17 protein-coding genes are annotated in these 18,104 nt (G+C 51.2%); 12 read left to right on the top strand and 5 right to left on the bottom strand.

Annotation, left to right across the window (positions count from 1 at the left end):
* Positions 1 to 8: 8 nt before the first annotated feature.
* The gene (gene kbl, locus SGR01S_RS21980; protein ID WP_061808601.1) at positions 9 to 1,205 is read right to left on the bottom strand and encodes a glycine C-acetyltransferase; all 1,197 of its coding nucleotides are present in this window, start codon (positions 1,203 to 1,205) and stop codon (positions 9 to 11) included.
* Positions 1,206 to 1,445: 240 nt separating this feature from the next.
* Between kbl and rfaD the strand changes: the two genes are divergently transcribed.
* The 6 genes from rfaD to SGR01S_RS21950 are packed head-to-tail and all read left to right on the top strand — an operon-like array spanning position 1,446 to position 7,824.
* Positions 1,446 to 2,375 (top strand): ADP-glyceromanno-heptose 6-epimerase, encoded by a 930-nt coding sequence (rfaD, locus tag SGR01S_RS21975; RefSeq protein WP_061808600.1) that lies wholly within the window; start codon positions 1,446 to 1,448, stop codon positions 2,373 to 2,375.
* 22 nt (positions 2,376 to 2,397) lie between these two features.
* Complete coding sequence (gene rfaF / locus SGR01S_RS21970; RefSeq protein WP_061808599.1) at positions 2,398 to 3,444, top strand: ADP-heptose--LPS heptosyltransferase RfaF; 1,047 nt, start codon at positions 2,398 to 2,400, stop codon at positions 3,442 to 3,444.
* A 2-nt stretch (positions 3,445 to 3,446) separates the two neighbouring features.
* Positions 3,447 to 4,412, top strand: coding sequence for a lipopolysaccharide heptosyltransferase RfaC (gene rfaC, locus SGR01S_RS21965; RefSeq protein WP_061808598.1), 966 nt, complete (start codon positions 3,447 to 3,449; stop codon positions 4,410 to 4,412).
* Entirely contained in the window at positions 4,409 to 5,578 is a 1,170-nt protein-coding gene (locus tag SGR01S_RS21960; RefSeq protein WP_061808597.1) for a glycosyltransferase family 4 protein, read from the top strand. Before rfaC ends, SGR01S_RS21960 begins: the two co-directional genes overlap by 4 nt.
* 22 nt (positions 5,579 to 5,600) lie before the next feature.
* Positions 5,601 to 6,836: an O-antigen ligase family protein gene (locus tag SGR01S_RS21955; RefSeq protein WP_061808596.1), complete on the top strand. Its 1,236-nt coding sequence runs from the start codon at positions 5,601 to 5,603 to the stop codon at positions 6,834 to 6,836.
* 4 nt (positions 6,837 to 6,840) lie between these two features.
* Entirely contained in the window at positions 6,841 to 7,824 is a 984-nt protein-coding gene (locus SGR01S_RS21950) for a glycosyltransferase (RefSeq protein WP_061808595.1), read from the top strand.
* Here SGR01S_RS21950 and SGR01S_RS21945 read toward each other — a convergent pair.
* Both SGR01S_RS21945 and SGR01S_RS21940 read right to left on the bottom strand, forming a co-directional pair.
* Positions 7,821 to 8,924: a glycosyltransferase family 9 protein gene (locus tag SGR01S_RS21945; RefSeq protein ID WP_061808594.1), complete on the bottom strand. Its 1,104-nt coding sequence runs from the start codon at positions 8,922 to 8,924 to the stop codon at positions 7,821 to 7,823. The two genes, SGR01S_RS21950 and SGR01S_RS21945, sit on opposite strands and share 4 nt — an antisense overlap.
* Position 8,925: 1 nt before the next feature.
* Positions 8,926 to 9,882: a polysaccharide deacetylase family protein gene (locus SGR01S_RS21940; protein ID WP_061808593.1), complete on the bottom strand. Its 957-nt coding sequence runs from the start codon at positions 9,880 to 9,882 to the stop codon at positions 8,926 to 8,928.
* A gap of 333 nt (positions 9,883 to 10,215) precedes the next feature.
* On the opposite strand from SGR01S_RS21940, the gene rfaQ reads away from it, so the two are divergent.
* Genes rfaQ through SGR01S_RS21925 form a run of 3 tightly spaced genes read left to right on the top strand, consistent with a single transcriptional unit; the run spans position 10,216 to position 13,522 of the window.
* Entirely contained in the window at positions 10,216 to 11,298 is a 1,083-nt protein-coding gene (gene rfaQ, locus SGR01S_RS21935) for a putative lipopolysaccharide heptosyltransferase III (protein ID WP_061808592.1), read from the top strand.
* Positions 11,295 to 12,422, top strand: a complete 1,128-nt coding sequence (locus SGR01S_RS21930; protein WP_061808591.1) for a glycosyltransferase family 4 protein — start codon at positions 11,295 to 11,297, stop codon at positions 12,420 to 12,422. The genes rfaQ and SGR01S_RS21930 overlap by 4 nt, the downstream gene beginning before the upstream one ends.
* 2 nt (positions 12,423 to 12,424) lie before the next feature.
* Complete coding sequence (locus SGR01S_RS21925; RefSeq protein WP_061808590.1) at positions 12,425 to 13,522, top strand: glycosyltransferase; 1,098 nt, start codon at positions 12,425 to 12,427, stop codon at positions 13,520 to 13,522.
* Positions 13,523 to 13,554: 32 nt separating this feature from the next.
* On the opposite strand, the gene SGR01S_RS21920 is transcribed toward SGR01S_RS21925, so the two are convergent.
* Positions 13,555 to 14,568 carry a glycosyltransferase family 9 protein gene (locus SGR01S_RS21920; RefSeq protein ID WP_061808589.1) on the bottom strand — a complete coding sequence of 338 codons (1,014 nt, stop codon included), beginning with the start codon at positions 14,566 to 14,568 and terminating at the stop codon, positions 13,555 to 13,557.
* A 125-nt stretch (positions 14,569 to 14,693) separates the two neighbouring features.
* Here SGR01S_RS21920 and waaA point away from each other — a divergent pair, with 125 nt between their 5' ends.
* The 3 genes from waaA to coaD are packed head-to-tail and all read left to right on the top strand — an operon-like array spanning position 14,694 to position 17,234.
* A complete protein-coding gene (gene waaA, locus SGR01S_RS21915) occupies positions 14,694 to 15,971 on the top strand; it encodes a lipid IV(A) 3-deoxy-D-manno-octulosonic acid transferase (RefSeq protein WP_037421725.1) in 1,278 nt (425 codons plus the stop codon).
* Positions 15,972 to 16,745, top strand: a complete 774-nt coding sequence (locus SGR01S_RS21910; RefSeq protein WP_061808588.1) for a glycosyltransferase family 2 protein — start codon at positions 15,972 to 15,974, stop codon at positions 16,743 to 16,745. It begins immediately after the preceding gene.
* A 3-nt stretch (positions 16,746 to 16,748) separates the two neighbouring features.
* Positions 16,749 to 17,234 carry a pantetheine-phosphate adenylyltransferase gene (coaD, locus tag SGR01S_RS21905; RefSeq protein ID WP_037421730.1) on the top strand — a complete coding sequence of 162 codons (486 nt, stop codon included), beginning with the start codon at positions 16,749 to 16,751 and terminating at the stop codon, positions 17,232 to 17,234.
* On the opposite strand, the gene mutM is transcribed toward coaD, so the two are convergent.
* On the bottom strand, positions 17,235 to 18,044 hold the full coding sequence (gene mutM, locus SGR01S_RS21900) for a bifunctional DNA-formamidopyrimidine glycosylase/DNA-(apurinic or apyrimidinic site) lyase (RefSeq protein ID WP_061808587.1): 810 nt from the start codon (positions 18,042 to 18,044) through the stop codon (positions 17,235 to 17,237).
* Positions 18,045 to 18,104 lie beyond the last annotated feature (60 nt).

The following is an 18,104-nucleotide window of genomic DNA, read 5'->3' as shown; positions in this document are numbered from 1 at the left end:
GTTTTACCTTATGCAATAACGCCAAGATCTTTACCGATACGAATGAACGCCGCAATCGCACGTTCAATTTGCTCCGGGGTGTGATCGGCGGACATCTGGGTACGAATGCGCGCCTGGCCTTTCGGCACCACCGGATAGAAGAAACCCGTCACATAAATGCCTTCCTTGAGCAACGCATTGGCGAATTCCTGCGCCAATTTTGCTTCACCCAACATCACGGGGATGATGGCGTGATCGGCCCCGGCCAGCTCAAAGCCTGCCGCGGTCATTTTTTCACGGAACAGGCTAGCATTGGCCCACAGACGATCGCGTAATGCATCGCCCTGCTCCAGCAATTCCAGTACTTTAATCGACGCGGCCACGATCGCCGGTGCCAGCGAGTTGGAGAACAGATAAGGACGCGAACGCTGACGCAGCCATTCCACCACCTCTTTCTTCGCCGCGGTATAACCGCCAGAAGCACCACCCAACGCCTTGCCCAACGTCCCCGTAATGATGTCAACACGCCCCATCACTTCGCAATACTCGTGAGTGCCACGCCCGTTAGCACCAACAAAACCAACCGCGTGGGAGTCATCAACCATCACCAGCGCCTGGTATTTATCCGCCAGATCGCAAACCCCTTTCAGGTTGGCAATCACACCGTCCATTGAGAACACGCCGTCGGTGGCGATCATGATGTGGCGTGCACCGTCGGCTTTCGCTTGCTCAAGCTGTGCGGCCAATCCGGTCATATCGTTGTTGGCGTAGCGATAGCGCTTCGCCTTACACAAGCGGACACCGTCAATGATCGAAGCATGATTCAACGCATCAGAGATAATGGCATCTTCCGGGCCCAGCAGAGTTTCGAACAAGCCACCGTTAGCATCGAAGCAGGAGGAGTACAAGATAGCGTCTTCCATCCCAAGGAAATCGGCCAGCTTTTGCTCCAACTGTTTATGGCTGTCCTGGGTACCACAAATAAAGCGTACCGATGCCATGCCGAAACCGTGGCTGTCCATGCCGGCCTTGGCCGCGGCAATCATCGCCGGGTGGTTAGCCAAACCCAGATAGTTGTTAGCGCAAAAATTAATCACATGACTGCCGTCAGCAACGGCGATATCCGCCTGCTGAGCAGTGGTGATAATGCGCTCTTCTTTGAACAGCCCTTCGCTACGAGTGGTTGCAAGTTGTTGTTCCAACTGCTGATAAAAAGACGCGGACATTCGGTTATCTCCAGGATTGGTCTGTTTTCAACATATTTTACTGATTTGTAACCAAACTGACGAGAAACTGCGGGAGAGAATATGAAAATTGCAGCAGATATCACGGCAAAGTGCTGCCGGACTCGACATCGCGGGATATTCGGAGCCCGTCCGATGTTTGCGGCGACATGAAATGCTATTATAAGCGGCATTGAGCGTGGGGCACCGTGTCCCACCGGGCAGAATAACAGGGGTAACCCAATGATTATCGTTACTGGTGGCGCCGGCATGATCGGCAGCAACATCATTAAAGCGCTGAATGACACAGGGTATCGCGATATCCTGGTAGTCGATAACCTGAAAGACGGCACCAAATTCGCCAACCTGGTTGATCTCGATATCGCCGACTATATCGACAAAGAAGATTTCATCGCCAATATTATGGCCGGTGACGATCTGGGCGAAATCGACGCGATATTCCACGAAGGTGCCTGTTCGTCCACCACTGAGTGGGACGGCAAGTACATGATGGACAACAACTATCAGTACTCCAAAGATCTGTTGCACTATTGCCTGGATCGCGAAATTCCGTTCTTGTACGCCTCATCTGCAGCCACTTACGGCGGCCGTGAAGAGTTTATCGAAGAGCGTCAATTCGAAGAGCCACTGAATGTTTATGGCTACTCCAAATTCCTGTTCGACCAGTATGTGCGTGAAATCCTGCCGCAAGCCGACTCACAAATTTGCGGCTTCCGTTACTTTAACGTTTACGGCCCACGTGAAGGTCACAAAGGTGGTATGGCCAGCGTCGCATTCCACCTGAACAGCCAGATCAACCGCGGTGAGAATCCAAAACTGTTCGACGGCAGCCAAGACTTCAAACGTGACTTTATCTACGTCGGCGACGTGGCAGCAGTGAACCTGTGGTTCTGGAAAAGCGGTGTCTCCGGCATCTTCAACTGCGGTACTGGCCGAGCGGAAACCTTCCAGGCAGTGGCAGACGCAGTCGTCGACTTCCACCAAAAAGGTACGGTAGAAAATATCCCGTTCCCAGAAAAGCTGAAAGGTCGTTATCAGGCGTTTACCCAAGCCGATCTGACCAAGCTGCGCGCTGCCGGCTATGACGCACCGTTCAAAACGGTCGCCGAAGGCGTGAAAGAGTACATGGCTTGGTTAAACCGCACCGCTTAAGCTGAAGGGAAATACCCCGGGTATGAAAATACTGGTTATCGGCCCTTCGTGGGTTGGCGATATGATGATGTCGCAAAGTCTCTACCGCACCCTGAAGGCCGAGTACCCGACGGCAGAAATCGATGTGATGGCACCAGCCTGGTGCCGTCCATTGCTGGCACGCATGCCAGAGGTCAATCAAGCATTGTCGATGCCATTGGGCCACGGTGCTCTGGCTCTTGGTGAACGTCGGCGCTTGGGGCATGCCCTGCGCGCCAACGGTTACGATCGCGCTTATGTCTTACCAAATTCATTCAAATCCGCACTCGTGCCATTCTTTGCCAATGTGCCGCAGCGCACCGGCTGGCGCGGAGAAATGCGCTATGGCTTGCTGAATGATATTCGCCTGCTGGACAAAGCGGCTTTCCCGCTGATGGTGCAACGTTACGTCGCGCTGGCTTACGACAAACAACGTATTCAACGCGCAGAAGATCTGCCTACACCATTGCTGTGGCCGCAACTGCAGGTGAGCGACGAAGAAATTGCTGAAACCACTGCCGCCTTCAATCTGACCGATCACCGACCGATTATCGGTTTTTGCCCAGGCGCCGAATTTGGCCCAGCCAAACGCTGGCCACACTACCATTACGCCGCACTGGCGCAGAAGCTGATCGATCAAGGCTATCAAATCGCCCTGTTTGGCTCTGCCAAAGATAATGAGGCAGGCGAGCAAATTCGCGCGGCACTGGATGACGATGCCCGCGGTTTTTGCATGAATTTGGCCGGGGAAACCCAGCTCGAACAAGCGGTGATTCTGCTGGCTTCCTGTTCGGCTGTAGTCAGCAATGATTCCGGCCTGATGCACGTTGCAGCCGCATTGAACAAACCGCTGATAGCCTTGTATGGCCCAAGTAGCCCAGACTTTACTCCACCACTGTCCGACAAGGCCAAAGTGATCCGCTTAATCAGTGGTTACCATAAGATACGCAAAGGCGATGCCGATCAGGGTTACCATCAAAGCCTGATCGATATACAGCCACAGCAGGTGTTGGACGCGCTGACGCCGTTACTTGCCGCCAGCGAGGAATAAGCATGCAGGTGTTGATTGTAAAAACCTCCTCCATGGGGGATGTTCTCCATACGCTACCGGCGCTGACGGATGCCATGCAGGCCATTCCCGGCATCCGTTTTGACTGGGTGGTGGAAGAAGGTTTCAGCCAAATTCCCACCTGGCACCCAGCAGTGGACCGCGTGATCCCGGTGGCAATCCGCCGTTGGCGCAAAAATTGGTTTGGCAGTGAAACCCGCCAGCAGCGTTGTGACTTCAAACGTGTGGTGCAAGAGCGCGACTACGATGTAGTGATAGACGCCCAGGGGTTAATCAAAAGCGCGGCGCTGATCACTCGCATCGCCAAAGGCAGCAAGCATGGCCAAGATAGTAAAAGTGCCCGTGAGCCATTCGCCAGTTGGTTCTACAACCATCGTCATGACATCGACAAACAACAACATGCTGTAGAGCGTACGCGTGAGTTGTTCGCCAAAAGCCTGGGCTACGAAAAACCGGACAACAAGGGTGACTACGCCATTGCTGCCCGCTTTCTCACCCATCTCCCCGCTGACGCAGGACAGTATCTGGTGTTTTTACACGCCACTACCCGCGACGATAAACACTGGCCGGAATCTCATTGGCGTGATTTGATTGCGTTAACCGCTCCGAGCGGATTAAAAATTAAACTGCCATGGGGCGCAGAGCACGAACGTCAGCGCGCGCTGCGTATGGCGGAAGGCTTCCCGCACGTTGAAGTTTTGCCAAAGCTTAGCCTGCAGCAGGTTGCCGAAGTGCTGGCTGGCGCAAAAGGCGTGGTCTCGGTCGATACCGGCCTCAGTCACCTGACCGCCGCACTCGACAGGCCGAACATCACGCTGTTTGGGCCCACAGATCCAGGCTTGATCGGCGGCTATGGGCAGAATCAATATTCCCTGATTTCTCCAGAAAAAAGCATGGCGACCCTCAGCGCCGATTCAGTCTGGGACGAGTTGCAAAAGGTTATTGGATGAAAAAGCTGCATATTATCAATTTAGGGAAAATGGGCGGTGTTGAACGCCTGTTCCTGCAGTATATCAATGACACAACCGACGGCAGTAACGAGGTGATTTGTATCAGCAGTGAGATCGGTGAAGAGATCCGCCGTCAAATGCCTGGCCAGAAAGTGACCTTTGCAAATCGACTGTTCAACGCGCTACCGCTACGCTGCCCACAATTTTTGCGCAAGTACCTGCTGAAAAGAAAAATCGAGCGGGCCAACGCCGACGTGGTGATCGTTTGGGACCTGATACCGGGCCTGCCTGCTAAACCTAAACGCGGCAAACTGGTGTATTACGATCACGGCTGTTCATGGCGCTATCCGAAAAACCATAAAACATTACGTTTTCTGGCGATGCTGGACGGCTGCATCTCTGCGTCCTACGCCTCTAAACGCGTTATGGCCCTGCGGTTTAACTTACCCTGTCCAAATCATGTCGTCATAAACCGGCTGAAAACCCCCTCCGGTATCAACGACACTCTCAAACCGCTCAGCAGCCCAGTCAAGATCGGCACGGCATCACGACTGGTGAGCCTGAAAGGCATTAGTGTTTCATTGCTGATGATGCAGGAGCTGTTGCGTCGTGGACATGATGTTACTTTGGAAATAGCGGGTAAGGGCCCGGATCGGTCTGAGTTTGAAATGTTGGCTGAAAAACTTGAATTGGGTGATCGCGTCACCTTTAGTGGTTTTCAGGATAACGTCGCTGACTTTTTCAACCGCACGCACATTTACATGAGCACGCCTATCACCGAACCCTTCGGTTTATCCTGCATGGAATCCCTGTATTTTGGCGTACCGGTAATTTTCCCGCAGGTTGATGGTCAGCCAGAGGTTATCAAAGACGGACAATGCGGCATCGGGCTGACGCCTTCAGTGACAATTGAAGAACATCAACGTCTGACAGGCATTAAGGTAGACTTCCCTCACCAGGTTTACGACCCGGTTAGCGATGCGCTGGTTACGCCGAAACTGTTGTCGCACCTGGAATGCGCGGATGCCGTTGAAAGGCTGATGGATCCTGCAACCTATCAAAATATGAGCCGACATGCACAGCGCTATCCCATCGAACATTTCAGCTATGCTTTATTCAAAACTGAGTTTGATGACGCACTGAAATCATTTATTGTCCAACCGTAATGTGAGCCGGAAACCAAGCCCCATGCTACTAAAAGAAACAACACCGCATCCCGCCTTCAGTTACCTCATTTATCTGGGATGCGCTATCGCTTTTTGCACTATCCCTTTCGGCTCCGACACTGGACGCAATATTTTCTATATATCCAGCTATATCTCCTTCATTGCCGTTTGCCTGAACTTGAGGTATTTCTTTAAAAACAAACGTAATTTGATCCTGCCAATACTGTTTTTCTGCGTCGGGATGGCGACTATTTTCTGGATGAAGTATTTCAAACAGCCAGGTGACTACATCAACATTTACCGTTCCTATATGTCGACCGGTAAATTGCAGATTGCTACCGCATTTATTCTGTTGATTGCCTTAAATGAACGCCTTTGTATGCAACGCGCATTTATTGTTGTTGCGCTGGCAACCGGTATTGCCGTCAATGGCTACTCGCTTTATCAGGGACTGTGGCTAGACATTCCACGTATCGAAATCAATTTTGACCGCGCGACTGTTGCCGCTTATCTGATTACCGCCATCAATTTGGTGATGATGCAGGCGATACTAATGCTACGGACTAAATACCGCATCCCATTGTATATTATCGGCTTCTTGTTCACCTTCTCCACACTGGTGCTCACTGGAACGCGAGCGGCAATGCTGGTTTATCCGGTTGCGGTTGCTCTGTCGATATTGGCGACGAAGAATCTGATTTCCCATAAGCATAAACTGCAGCTTATTGCCTCAGTACCACTATTACTGCTCATTAGCGGCTTTGTTTTCAAATCACAAATAGAACAACGTATTGCCGATTTTAAAACCAATATGCAACTGGTGAATACTCCGGAAATCGACAACTCCATTATGTCTCGCCTTTCGATGCAAATAATTGGTGTACGTACCGGTACTATGGCTCCATTAGGACAATCTGCCGAGCAGCGTGGAGATGAAATCAAAGCCATGGTAGCCAAACAGCCAGAATTATACGGAGTCATGCCTTATATCAATGTGCATATGCATAACGAACTGCTAGAGACCTACTCACTCAAAGGAGTTTGGGGTGCGCTGTTTTTACTGGCGCTGTACATTGGCTTGTTTGTCTCTTCACTTAAACCCTACCGTAATGCATTACTGCTGGGAGTGACATTCAGTCTATTTGTTTACGGACTCAGCGACGTTATCTTCTTCAGCACCGAAGGCACTGCCATATTCTGTTTGGCGATTATAGCCAGTGTGCTTTCAGTGAAGAAAACACCACCAGCGCAGGATTAAAACCATGCATTCGTCACCGTACCTGCTCAGCTTTATTGTGCCATTTTACAATAACGAAGATTTCGTGGTCGCCAGCCTGAGCTCGCTGTTCAACCAGATTGGTGATGATATTGAAGTGGTCATCATTGATGACGGCTCAACGGATGCTTCCGCAGAACGAGTCCGCCAACTGCTGGGCAAACAGCAGCATCCGCATGTGACTTTTATCTCGCAAAAAAATGGTGGCATCGCCAATGCCCGCAACGTCGGGCTGCATCACGCTCAAGGACGCTATATTACCTTTCTTGATGGTGATGACTTACTGAGTGATGACTATCTGAGCATCCTGCGCCCACTGCTGATTGCCGATGAAGATGACCTGATCGATTTTAATTACCAGAAGTTTACCGACGTTCCACCAATGCAACCCGCCGCTACGACCACACACCGTAGCCTTTATGATTTTGCTCATCACGGCCTGGCCTGTCTCACCCCTTTGTTTGCCAACTCGATGTGGCACCTCTGGAGTCGAGTCTACAGGCGGAGCCTGCTTGAGGGAGAGTCATTTGAAAACGGTAGGCGTTATGAAGACGTGATATTCACTCCTTTCCAGTATTTCAAAACCCAGAAAATTGCTCATCTCGATCACGTGCTTTATTTTTATCGGGACAACAGCCACGGGATCACCCGTAATGTCAAAGCCAAAGACATTGAAGATATGCTGTTTGCTATCGACAAGATGCTGCTTTTTATTGATCAGCATCCGGGGGATGAACCGTTGCGGCAGTTGGCGGCGCTAATGCTTGCCAACTGTTTCTCTGAGGTGAAAAGCATGTCGAAAATATTGTACGGCTACTACTATTACCAGCCTGAGGCGTTGCATAGTTTTCGACGCCTTGCTGACGTATGCCACAATAGTGATGTACCACGTAAAAAAATCCGCCAAATGCAATTCGCACCAATAGATAGCTGGCTGTCAAAAATCCGCTGGCGATTGAAAAAGCGCTAAACGCGCGCTTTATCTAACGACAGATGATCCACCACTTCGGCGTAAATACGTTGCGGCTGGATCACCCCCATTGGGCTTTCCGCCTCAAGTGGCATGGTATAGCCAGTGCGAGATACCTGAATAATTCGATGAAGTTCCAGATCCTGAATAGGCCCAGTAGAACGTGAGTCGGCAGTAACAAACAGGCTGATGGTTTTTACCTTCAACGCGACCGCCAGATGCAGTGGTCCAGTATCGCCGGTGATCAGAACGTGGAAACTGTCAATCAACGTCAACAACGCCTGCAATCCCGTTTTCCCTATCCGATTGTCCACGCAAGCTCGGGTTTCAGGATTGACTTGATTCAGGAATTGCTGTGCTTTCCCCTCATCAAAAGGCCCACCAATCAAAACAATACGCACATTGGCTTGCTTAGCCACCAGCTCGTCGGCAAGCTGAACAAAATGTGAGACTGGCCAGCATCGTGACTCTGTAGAGGCTCCCAACTGAAACCCAATCGTACAGTACTCACTGCTTTTTACACCCGGCTGGTAAGGCGCTGGAATTTCCATAGTAGGATCATCGCTGCGACAACCCAGGATAGAAATCAGCTCCAGTTTACGACGAATAAAATGGCCGTAGTAATGGAAGATATAATTGGTTAACCAAGGTTCAAGCCCGCAAATACCGGAACTGTAATTATCCCTGATAATGTATTTGGCCCCGGATAAGACGGCACTGATAATGTCATACGGCAGATGTGAATGCAGAATAAGCGCTAAATCTGGTTGATGTTCACGTAATGACTTCAACAGCGGGCGCATGGTTTTAATTTTACTGTCCCAATACACCACACGATCATAGTAGCGACCGTTCTCCACCAACTCCTGATTCTTTTTATGCACCACCAAAGTAATATGCGCATCAGGGTAGCGTTCCCGCATCGCACGCAGCGCAGGCGTGTTGAACATAAAGTCCCCCAGCGCCGTAGTGGAATAGATGACGATGTTGTCAAACTGCAGCTGACTGTCGAAAGTTGCCTTGTCCTGGAAGCGGTTGGACTTTGCGGTATAGCGTCGCAAAAACCAATCTGCGACCTTAATTTTCCATTTTTTCGACATGTCAGTTCACTTTAAGTTGATAATACTCGGCTAGCGTCATGCCCACCGTACGTTGCTGCAGCCAGGCAAACAGCTGCTCCAAATCACGGTACAACACTTCAATAGCCTGCTGCGTTTTAAAGGTCGGGCTCCCTCCTGGCATAAACTCGGAAGAATGAAGCATAAATTCAACGTAGTCATTCCCCTGAGCCAGACAGCGCTCAGCCACCGACTTCATTTTCTCCAGATTGCCACCACTTGGCCGCAACCAATTCACAGACGGCGAGCGCCGCTTGCCACGCAGGCTATCGTAGCCCTGTTTTAGCGTATTCATCAGTGCCGAATGCTTATACTGGATGCTCATCGGTACTTCCAGCAGTGATGAAGAACCCGCCCTGGCAATATTGTCAGGATCGATAAAATAGGCCTGTGACGGAAAATGACGGTAGTCAGTGCCGCCATTGCCTTGCGGGTTACCCGGCGAATATTGCCAGTTAACACGCGGTGTAACCGAACAATCTACCTGATAGCCATATTCCAATAGCAAGGCAGCATAATATTCATTAAACGCCCAACGGCCGGCACGATGGCTGAGCATCTTGGTCTGGAAGCTATCTTCCAACAGCTTGGTCATATGATCGACTTTCGCACGGACTTGATCGGCCGGATACTCGATCAGATAGGGTTTATGGCGCCAGTCGTCGTCGGTCAATGGTGTTAACGGCGGACTATTCCAGGCATGCAGATGCATACCCACTTCTCCACAGCCACGTGCAATTACATCGCGAGCAAACTCGACATATTCTGCATCTACCGCCATTTCATAATTAGTGAGGTACACCGGTTTAAAGCCATATTTCTCACACAACGCCTGGAAGCGAGGCAAAAATCGCGTGTTTTCGGTCGAAATGCGATCGTGGTTTTGCCACAGATTATCGCCTTCGGTATCAATGGTGATGAGAAACGCCGGTTTAGTCATAAATAGAGAACCTGATATCAACAAAATGCATTATACCCGTCGCCTTTCAAGTTGTAGCGTGACTAACAGCATGCACCCCAGCCTTTTACGCCTGCCAGCACCAAAAATAAGTGCACTGACCGCCTGGCTGCAACTTGAAATACATAGGGTATGCATGTTACGCAGGGCGTTTCGCCAGGGCAAACGACTTTACTGCCTGGTTTGGACAACGTTGAAGGCCTTTTGTCTCCCTCTCGCGTTATTTTTTCACTTCACAGCAAGAAAACTGTGCAACAGTAGCCACATGCGATCGGGTCATTTAGAATCAAACATTGGTTTCCCTGAAAGCGACTCATGATGAACGACGCGCCAGCCCTAGCTCCTGATACCTCGATACAGCGTATTTTGATCGTTAAACTTCGCCATCACGGCGACATGTTGCTGACAACTCCGGTCATCAATACTCTGCGGCAAAACTACCCGCAGGCGCAGATCGACGTACTGCTGTATAAAGAAACCCAGGATATGTTGGCCAGCAACCCCGCGCTGTCGCATGTTTTCGTTATCGATCGGCAGTGGAAAAAACAGGGTACTAAAGCGCATCTGAGCCATGAGTTTACTCTGATCCGGCAGCTCAAGGATCAACGTTACGATCTGGTGGTCAATCTGGCCGATCAGTGGCGCAGTGCCCTTCTCACCCGACTGACCGGGGCACGCATCCGGTTGGGGTTCGATTTTCCCAAACGGCAGGGCTTTTTATGGCGCCATTGCCATACACATTTGGTGTCGGTTAATGATCATGCTCGCCTGCATACCGTTGAACAAAACCTGTCGTTGTTACAACCGTTAGGCCTGCCAACCCTCAGCCAGCAGGTGACCATGAGTTACCCGCCCGAGGACTGGAAAACCTGCGAGCAACTGTTACAACAACAGGGCATTACCGGCGATTTTATCGTGGTACAACCGACATCACGCTGGTTTTTCAAATGCTGGAGTGAAGAAAAAATGGCTGCCACGATCAGTGCATTACAGGCTGACGGCCATCAGTTGGTGATCACCTCCGGGCCGGACGCAAAAGAACGAGAAATGGTGGCGCGTATTCTGGCGCTCTGTCCGCCGCAGGGCGTAATTTCACTGGCCGGCCAACTGACATTGCGGCAACTGGCCGCCCTGATCGATCACGCCAAATTGTTTATCGGCGTAGATTCAGTGCCTATGCACATGGCCGCCGCGCTGCAGACTCCCTGCATCGCGCTGTTTGGCCCTTCCAAGCTGGTGTTCTGGCGTCCGTGGCAGGTCATTGGCAGCGTGATATGGGCCGGAGACTATGGCACCTTGCCCGATCCGGACGCCATCAATACCGGCACCGATGAACGTTATCTGGACCTTATTCCTACAGACGCGGTGATTGCAGCCGCGCGGAGCACGTTGGTATGAAAGCATTTCGTTTGGCGATCGTTCGCCAAAAGTACCGCCCGGACGGTGGAGCTGAGCGTTTCGTCTCGCGCGCCCTCGAGGCACTAGAACAACAAGACCTCGACCTGAACGTTATCACTCGTGAATGGCAGGGAGACGCCAATCCAAATTGGCACATCCACCTGTGCAATCCACTGAAATTCGGCCGTATTAGCCGTGAGCGCGGCTTTGCCGAAGCAGCCAGATCACTATGGCAAAAAGAAAAATTCGATCTGGTGCAGAGTCATGAACGCATTCCCGGCTGTGATATTTACCGCGCCGGCGATGGCGTACACCGCCGCTGGTTATTACAACGGGCCCGCTTGCTGCCAGTATGGCGCCGTAAATGGCTGTTCTCAAACCGTTATCACCGTTACGTAATGTGCGCAGAGCGCGCGATGTACGCCGCGCCAGAATTGAAAGCCGTTATCTGCAACGCCGAAATGATTAAACAGGAAATCATCGATGATTTTGGCGTACCTGCCGATAAAATCACGGTGATCTACAACGCTATTGATAATCAAAAGTTCCAGCCCGCCAATGCCGAACTGCGCCGCCAACTACGTCAGCAATACCAGATCCCACAACAAGCACATTGCCTGATTTTTGTCGGCTCCGGTTTTGAGCGAAAAGGCTTAGCCGCCGCCATCCGTGCTGTTGCAGCCACCGACAGCTATCTCCTGGTAGTCGGTAAAGACAAGGCAGAAAAACGCTATCAAGCGCTGGCACAGTCACTCGGTTGCAGCGATCGCGTACGGTTTATGGGCGTACAGAAACAGACACTGCCGTTCTATCAAGCTGCCGATGCGTTGTTGCTACCCACGCTGTATGATCCGTTCCCCAACGTGATTCTGGAAGCCATGTCCTGCGGCTTACCAGTCATTACCAGTACCACCTGCGGTGGTGCTGAGTTTATCACCCAAGGACAGAATGGCTTTGTCACCGATGCTCTTGACGTCCCCGCGCTGATCGAGGCGATCACGGCGTTACCGCGTCAGGCTTTAGGCTCCGCCATGGGTGAAGCCGCAAGATTGCGTATTATGTCGGCCACACCGGCTCACCTGTCGGAACAGCTGATATCCCTTTATAACCGGCTGCTGGATTAACTATGCGTATTCTGATGATTATCGACGGCCTGCCTGGTGGCGGCGCGGAAAAAGTGGTGCTAACACTGTGCCAGGGCATGCAGCAAATGGGCCATGACGTTAGCCTGATTTCATTGCGTGATGTCTGTAACTATCCGATCCCTTCCGGTATTCACTATCAGGTCGCCGCCGATCACAGTCGCTCGCCGTGGCGCAAACTGACTGAACTGTCACGCCGCGCTGCCGCTCTGGATCGGGCGATCACCGATAATGAGCACCAACAGGGGGCCTATGATTTGGTGTTCTCCAACCTGCATAAAACCGATCGTATCGTCAGCCGCAGCAAACTTCTATCATCGAACCGCCTGTGGTTCTGCATTCATGGCATCCTGTCGACGTCCTATTTAGGCCACCGCAAGGGACTGGATCGTTGGTTGAAACAGCGGAAAATCGCCGCGGTTTATCACGGCAGAAATATTGTCGCCGTCTCACAGGCAGTGGGGAACGATTTACAGCAAAACCTGCCGATCCGCCCAAGCCAGTTAGCAGTGATCAATAATCCGTTTGATATTGCCGCCATCGAACAACAGGCTGCAGAACCTTGTGAACTGGCGGGCAAAGATTATCTGGTGCACGTCGGACGCTTTCACCCACACAAGCGACACGACCGCTTGTTGAAAGCCTATGCGCTATCGGGAATACAGGCACCTCTGGCCCTGATTGGGACCGGTAGCGAAGCCATCATAGCGGAAACGAAACAGCTGGCGAGCCAACTAGGCATCACAGATCGCGTGCTCTTCCTCGGTTTCCAGGCTAACCCCTACCCGTTTATTCGCCAGGCATCATTGCTAGTGCTCAGCTCTGACAGTGAAGGCTTTGGCAACGTATTGGTCGAAGCACTGCTGTGTGGGACACCGGTAGTCAGCACTCGCTGTCCAGGTGGGCCTACGGAAATTCTGGAAAAAGCGGGAATGGATAACGCACTGGCGGAACTCAATGAAAAATCATTGGCGGAAAAAATGGCGGAAATTTACGCTAAACCGCCAAAAATCAATCATGACCAGCTATTGAGCTATGGGCTAATCCCTATTTGCCAACAGTACCTTGGCCTAAAAAAATAAATAAGGCAGGGGAAACCCTGCCTTATTTTTAATTAATTGAATGCCTGTATTTTATCCCAGACATCATCAACGGGTACATCAATACAGTCGCCCGATTCAGTTTGTAGAATATGATAGCGTCCAGACCATGGGTGCCAAGATTCTTTATCCGTATCGCCAAAGAACACTACCATGTCTTTATTCAGCGCGGCAGCCAGATGCATTTGTCCGCCGTCGCTGCATAGCACTCTGTCGCATAAATCGAAGCCAGCCAGTAATTCACGTACTGACGCGGTTGGATACAGTGCCACACGCTCATTTTGACATAGTGCCAACAGCTGCTCTGCGCGTTTTTGATCGCCAATATCATCCGGCGTCAATGTCCCTTGTGGGGACCAGAAAATCAAGACGCCCGTGTTCTTATCAGTGAGTAAGCGGTTGATAATTTCGGCATAGCGCTCTATAGGCCAACGTCGCTTAGGGCTACGACTGCTGATATGAACAGCGCAAACTCGCTCGACCGATGGCAGATATTCTTGCAAACGCTGTGCTGCCTGTTGGCGCTCTTCCGGGGTCAAAAACACCCGTACTGGGGGAATAGGAATATGTCGCTCAGTAATGGCCGAGAGGTAGCTGTAGGTGTGTTCTACCTGGTGCTTACCACTAAAATTTTCTTTGCGGAAAGGATGATGAATATCAGGTGTACCCAAGTCTGCACCAATAATATTACTGACACCTGCCATTTTTGCCAATCGCAGGCTGTACTTGCAGGGGACAGGGTTGGCCAAGATCGCCGCATCGAATTTTATCTTGCGCAGTTTAAGAAAAATCATCAGTCGCTCAAAATAAACCCCTAATGTGGTTTCATTTTTCGCCTTGTGCTTTGCCTTTTTATAGACGAATACTTTTTCAAGATGCGGGTTATTTTTAACAACATCCTGGCTGACTTTATTGATTAACAGATAAAGTTTGACGTCCGGATAGGCAATTTTCACCCCTTCGATTAGCGGGGTAGTACAAACAAGATCGCCAATATTGTCACGGCGAATAATTAAAATATTCTTCATTCCAAGCCTATCAGCGAAATCTCTCGCCTGTTGTCTGAAACTGACACCAAAGGTTACCAAATTAGCGCCTTTCCCTTCCAGTTATGGTACTATTCTGAATAACCCATATAAATGAAATTGATAGAATGTTGCTGCGTTTATATCAGGTACTACTCTACCTCATCCAACCCCTGATCTGGCTTCGCTTACTGTTGCGCAGCCGCAAAGCTCCAGCCTACCGTAAACGCTGGGCAGAACGCTATGGCTTCTGCGCCGGGAAGGTCGTTCCGGGTGGCATCATGCTACATTCCGTCTCCGTGGGTGAAACGCTGGCCGCTATTCCATTGGTCCGCGCGCTCCGCCACCGCTACCCTTATTTACCGATTACTGTGACCACGATGACGCCGACAGGTTCAGAACGCGTGCAATCAGCCTTTGGTAAAGACGTTCATCATGTTTATCTGCCTTACGATCTGCCCGGTTCTATGCGCCGCTTCTTGGATCAAGTGAATCCAAAACTGGTCATCATTATGGAAACCGAGTTGTGGCCCAATCTGATTAACGCACTACATCAGCGTCAAATTCCTTTGGTGATCGCCAATGCTCGTCTTTCCGCCCGTTCTGCCACCGGTTATAAAAAAATCGGCGGTTTTGTCCGAGATATGCTGCGCCGCATTACACTGATAGCCGCACAAAACCAAGAAGACGGTGAACGCTTTGTTGAACTTGGCCTTAAGCGCTCACAACTTACCGTGACAGGTAGCCTGAAGTTCGATATTTCCGTTACTCCAGAGCTGGCAGCACGAGCCGTCACGTTGCGCCGTCAATGGGCACCGCGTCGTCCAGTGTGGATCGCCACAAGCACCCATGATGGTGAAGAAAGTATTCTGCTGGCTGCGCACCGTAAACTGCTGGAAAAACATCCTGACTTGCTGCTCATTCTGGTACCCCGTCATCCAGAACGCTTCTCGACAGCCAAAGAACTGGTACAAAAAGCCGGTTTCAGTTACACCCTGCGCAGCAGCGGTGAGATCCCTTCCGGCGGCACCCAAGTGGTGATTGGCGATACCATGGGCGAACTGATGCTGCTGTACGGCATTGCCGATCTGGCCTTTGTTGGAGGCAGCCTGGTGGAACGCGGTGGGCATAACCCACTGGAAGCCGCAGCACACGCCATCCCTGTGCTGATGGGTCCTCACACATTCAATTTCAAAGATATCTGCGCCAAACTGTCGCAAGCCGGTGGATTAATCACCGTGACCGACGAAGAATCGCTGGTCAAAGAAGTGACTACGCTACTTACCGACGAAGACTATCGTCGCTATTACGGCCGTCACGCGGTAGAAGTGCTGTATCAAAATCAGGGAGCGCTGCAGCGCCTGCTGCAACTGTTGGAACCGCACCTGCCGCCACGGAGCCATTAAATGAGCAACCGCAAAAGCCTGTCGGTGGTAATTATCGCCAAGAACGAAGCCGGGCTGCTGCCAGATTGTCTTAGCTCCGTAGCCTGGGCGGATGAAATCATCCTGCTCGACTCAGGTAGCGAAGATAACAGTGTCGCCGTTGCCGAAGATTTGGGTGCCAAAGTGTTCACTCATGCCGACTGGCAAGGTTTCGGTAAACAACGCCAGCTGGCACAGAGTTACGCCAGCAACGACTATATTCTGATGATCGACGCTGATGAGCGTGTCACACCCGAACTTCGCCACTCCATTGAACAAACACTCGCTGCACCGGACGATAATCAGGTCTACAGTTGCGCGCGCCGTAACCTGTTTCTCGGCCGTTTTATGCGCCACAGCGGCTGGTACCCCGATCGTGTCAATCGTCTGTATGCCAACCAACGCTATCGCTATAACGACGATCTGGTACACGAATCACTTAATATCAACGGGGCGAAAGTAGTGCCGCTGAGCGGTGATCTACTGCACCTGACCTGCCGTGATTTCTTTGCCTTTCAACGTAAACAACTGCGTTATGCCGAAGAATGGGCCAATCAGCGCTATCAGGCCGGCAAGCGATGCAGCTATCTTTCGATAATAACCCACACTCTGGGTGCGTTTTGCAAAACATGGCTACTGCGGGCTGGTTTCCTGGACGGAAAACAGGGGTTGCTGTTAGCGGTGGTCAACGCGCAATATACTTTCAACAAATATGCCGCACTCTGGGCATTGGGCCACAACTATTCAGAGAAGTGAATCATGACCCGTAAAGCCATCTACCCCGGTACTTTCGATCCCATGACCAACGGCCACCTGGATTTGGTGACGCGTGCGTCAAAAATATTTGATCACGTCATCCTGGCAATTGCTGCCAGTCCGAGTAAAAAGCCGCTGTTCACGCTGGAAGAGCGCGTAGACTTAGCCACTCAAGTGACATCACATCTGGATAATGTGGAAGTATTGGGGTTCAGTGAATTGATGGCGCATTTCGCCGCTCATCAGAATGCCAATATTCTGGTTCGCGGCCTGCGTGCAGTCTCTGACTTTGAATATGAGTTGCAGTTGGCAAATATGAACCGCCATTTGATGCCAACACTGGAAAGTGTATTCCTGATGCCTTCCGAAGAGTGGTCGTTTATCTCTTCTTCTCTGGTAAAAGAAGTGGCGCGTCACGGCGGTGATATCGCCCCTTTCCTACCAGACGTGGTCACTCAGGCATTATTCGAAAAACTCGCCAAACAATAATCAACGCTGGCAGCGTGGGCAGAAGAAAGTACTGCGTTGCCCGTGCTTGGCTGACTTAATTGGGGTACCGCATACACGGCAAGGTTCACCAGCCCGACCATATACCTGCAATTCCTGCGCGAAATAACCTGGCTTGCCGTCTGATTGCAGAAAATCACGTAGTGTCGTGCCCCCCTGCTCGATAGAACGCAGTAAAACAGCCTTAATGGTTTCCACCAGCACGTCAGCCTCCACTTTGCTCAACGAGCCTGCGGGGCGGTCTGGGAGGATCCTGGCGGTAAACAGCGATTCACTGGCGTAGATATTGCCAACCCCCACCACCAGCTTATTATCCATTAGCCAGGGTTTGATTAGCGTACGCTTGTTGCGAGATTTCTCGAACAGGTAGACGCCATTAAAAGCTTCACTCAAAGGTTCCGGTCCAAGATGGGCCAGCACGTTGCTTGTCGCCAGATCGTCACACCATAACCAGGCGCCAAAGCGGCGCGGATCGGTATAACGCAGCGTCATACCATTGCTGATAACCAGATCAACGTGGTCGTGTTTACCGGCCTCTGTCTCTTCGGCCAACATGCGCAGACTGCCAGACATTCCCAGATGAACGATAATCCAGCCGCTCGCCAGTTCAATCAGAAGATACTTGGCGCGACGCTGCACGCTCAGTACTGGCTGGTCGCTCAGCGTCAGAATTTGCTCGGACACGGGCCAGCGCAGACGTGCATTGCGCACCACGGCATATTGAATGCTATGACCGACAAGATAAGGTTCAATACCGCGACGGCTGGTTTCAACTTCTGGTAATTCAGGCATTCCACGCTCCCCTTTGCTTTCTCTACCCTATGATTCCAAGCTGCAAAGCCTATGCATCTT

It is taken from the genome of Serratia grimesii NBRC 13537, from assembly GCF_001590905.1.
In the GTDB taxonomy this organism is placed as follows: domain Bacteria; phylum Pseudomonadota; class Gammaproteobacteria; order Enterobacterales; family Enterobacteriaceae; genus Serratia; species Serratia grimesii.
This window is presented reverse-complemented; position numbering and strand designations above follow the sequence as displayed.

Bases quoted from the DNA above. Each gene is read 5' to 3' on its own strand.
- mutM (WP_061808587.1), bottom strand. From the start codon at position 18,044: ATGCCTGAATTACCAGAAGTTGAAACCAGCCGTCGCGGTATTGAACCT.
- SGR01S_RS21910 (WP_061808588.1), top strand. From the start codon at position 15,972: ATGAGCAACCGCAAAAGCCTGTCGGTGGTAATTATCGCCAAGAACGAA.
- SGR01S_RS21960 (WP_061808597.1), top strand. From the start codon at position 4,409: ATGAAAAAGCTGCATATTATCAATTTAGGGAAAATGGGCGGTGTTGAA.
- rfaD (WP_061808600.1), top strand. From the start codon at position 1,446: ATGATTATCGTTACTGGTGGCGCCGGCATGATCGGCAGCAACATCATT.
- waaA (WP_037421725.1), top strand. From the start codon at position 14,694: ATGTTGCTGCGTTTATATCAGGTACTACTCTACCTCATCCAACCCCTG.
- rfaC (WP_061808598.1), top strand. From the start codon at position 3,447: ATGCAGGTGTTGATTGTAAAAACCTCCTCCATGGGGGATGTTCTCCAT.
- coaD (WP_037421730.1), top strand. From the start codon at position 16,749: ATGACCCGTAAAGCCATCTACCCCGGTACTTTCGATCCCATGACCAAC.
- SGR01S_RS21925 (WP_061808590.1), top strand. From the start codon at position 12,425: ATGCGTATTCTGATGATTATCGACGGCCTGCCTGGTGGCGGCGCGGAA.
- SGR01S_RS21920 (WP_061808589.1), bottom strand. From the start codon at position 14,568: ATGAAGAATATTTTAATTATTCGCCGTGACAATATTGGCGATCTTGTT.
- SGR01S_RS21950 (WP_061808595.1), top strand. From the start codon at position 6,841: ATGCATTCGTCACCGTACCTGCTCAGCTTTATTGTGCCATTTTACAAT.
- rfaQ (WP_061808592.1), top strand. From the start codon at position 10,216: ATGATGAACGACGCGCCAGCCCTAGCTCCTGATACCTCGATACAGCGT.
- SGR01S_RS21940 (WP_061808593.1), bottom strand. From the start codon at position 9,882: ATGACTAAACCGGCGTTTCTCATCACCATTGATACCGAAGGCGATAAT.
- kbl (WP_061808601.1), bottom strand. From the start codon at position 1,205: ATGTCCGCGTCTTTTTATCAGCAGTTGGAACAACAACTTGCAACCACT.
- SGR01S_RS21930 (WP_061808591.1), top strand. From the start codon at position 11,295: ATGAAAGCATTTCGTTTGGCGATCGTTCGCCAAAAGTACCGCCCGGAC.
- rfaF (WP_061808599.1), top strand. From the start codon at position 2,398: ATGAAAATACTGGTTATCGGCCCTTCGTGGGTTGGCGATATGATGATG.
- SGR01S_RS21945 (WP_061808594.1), bottom strand. From the start codon at position 8,924: ATGTCGAAAAAATGGAAAATTAAGGTCGCAGATTGGTTTTTGCGACGC.
- SGR01S_RS21955 (WP_061808596.1), top strand. From the start codon at position 5,601: ATGCTACTAAAAGAAACAACACCGCATCCCGCCTTCAGTTACCTCATT.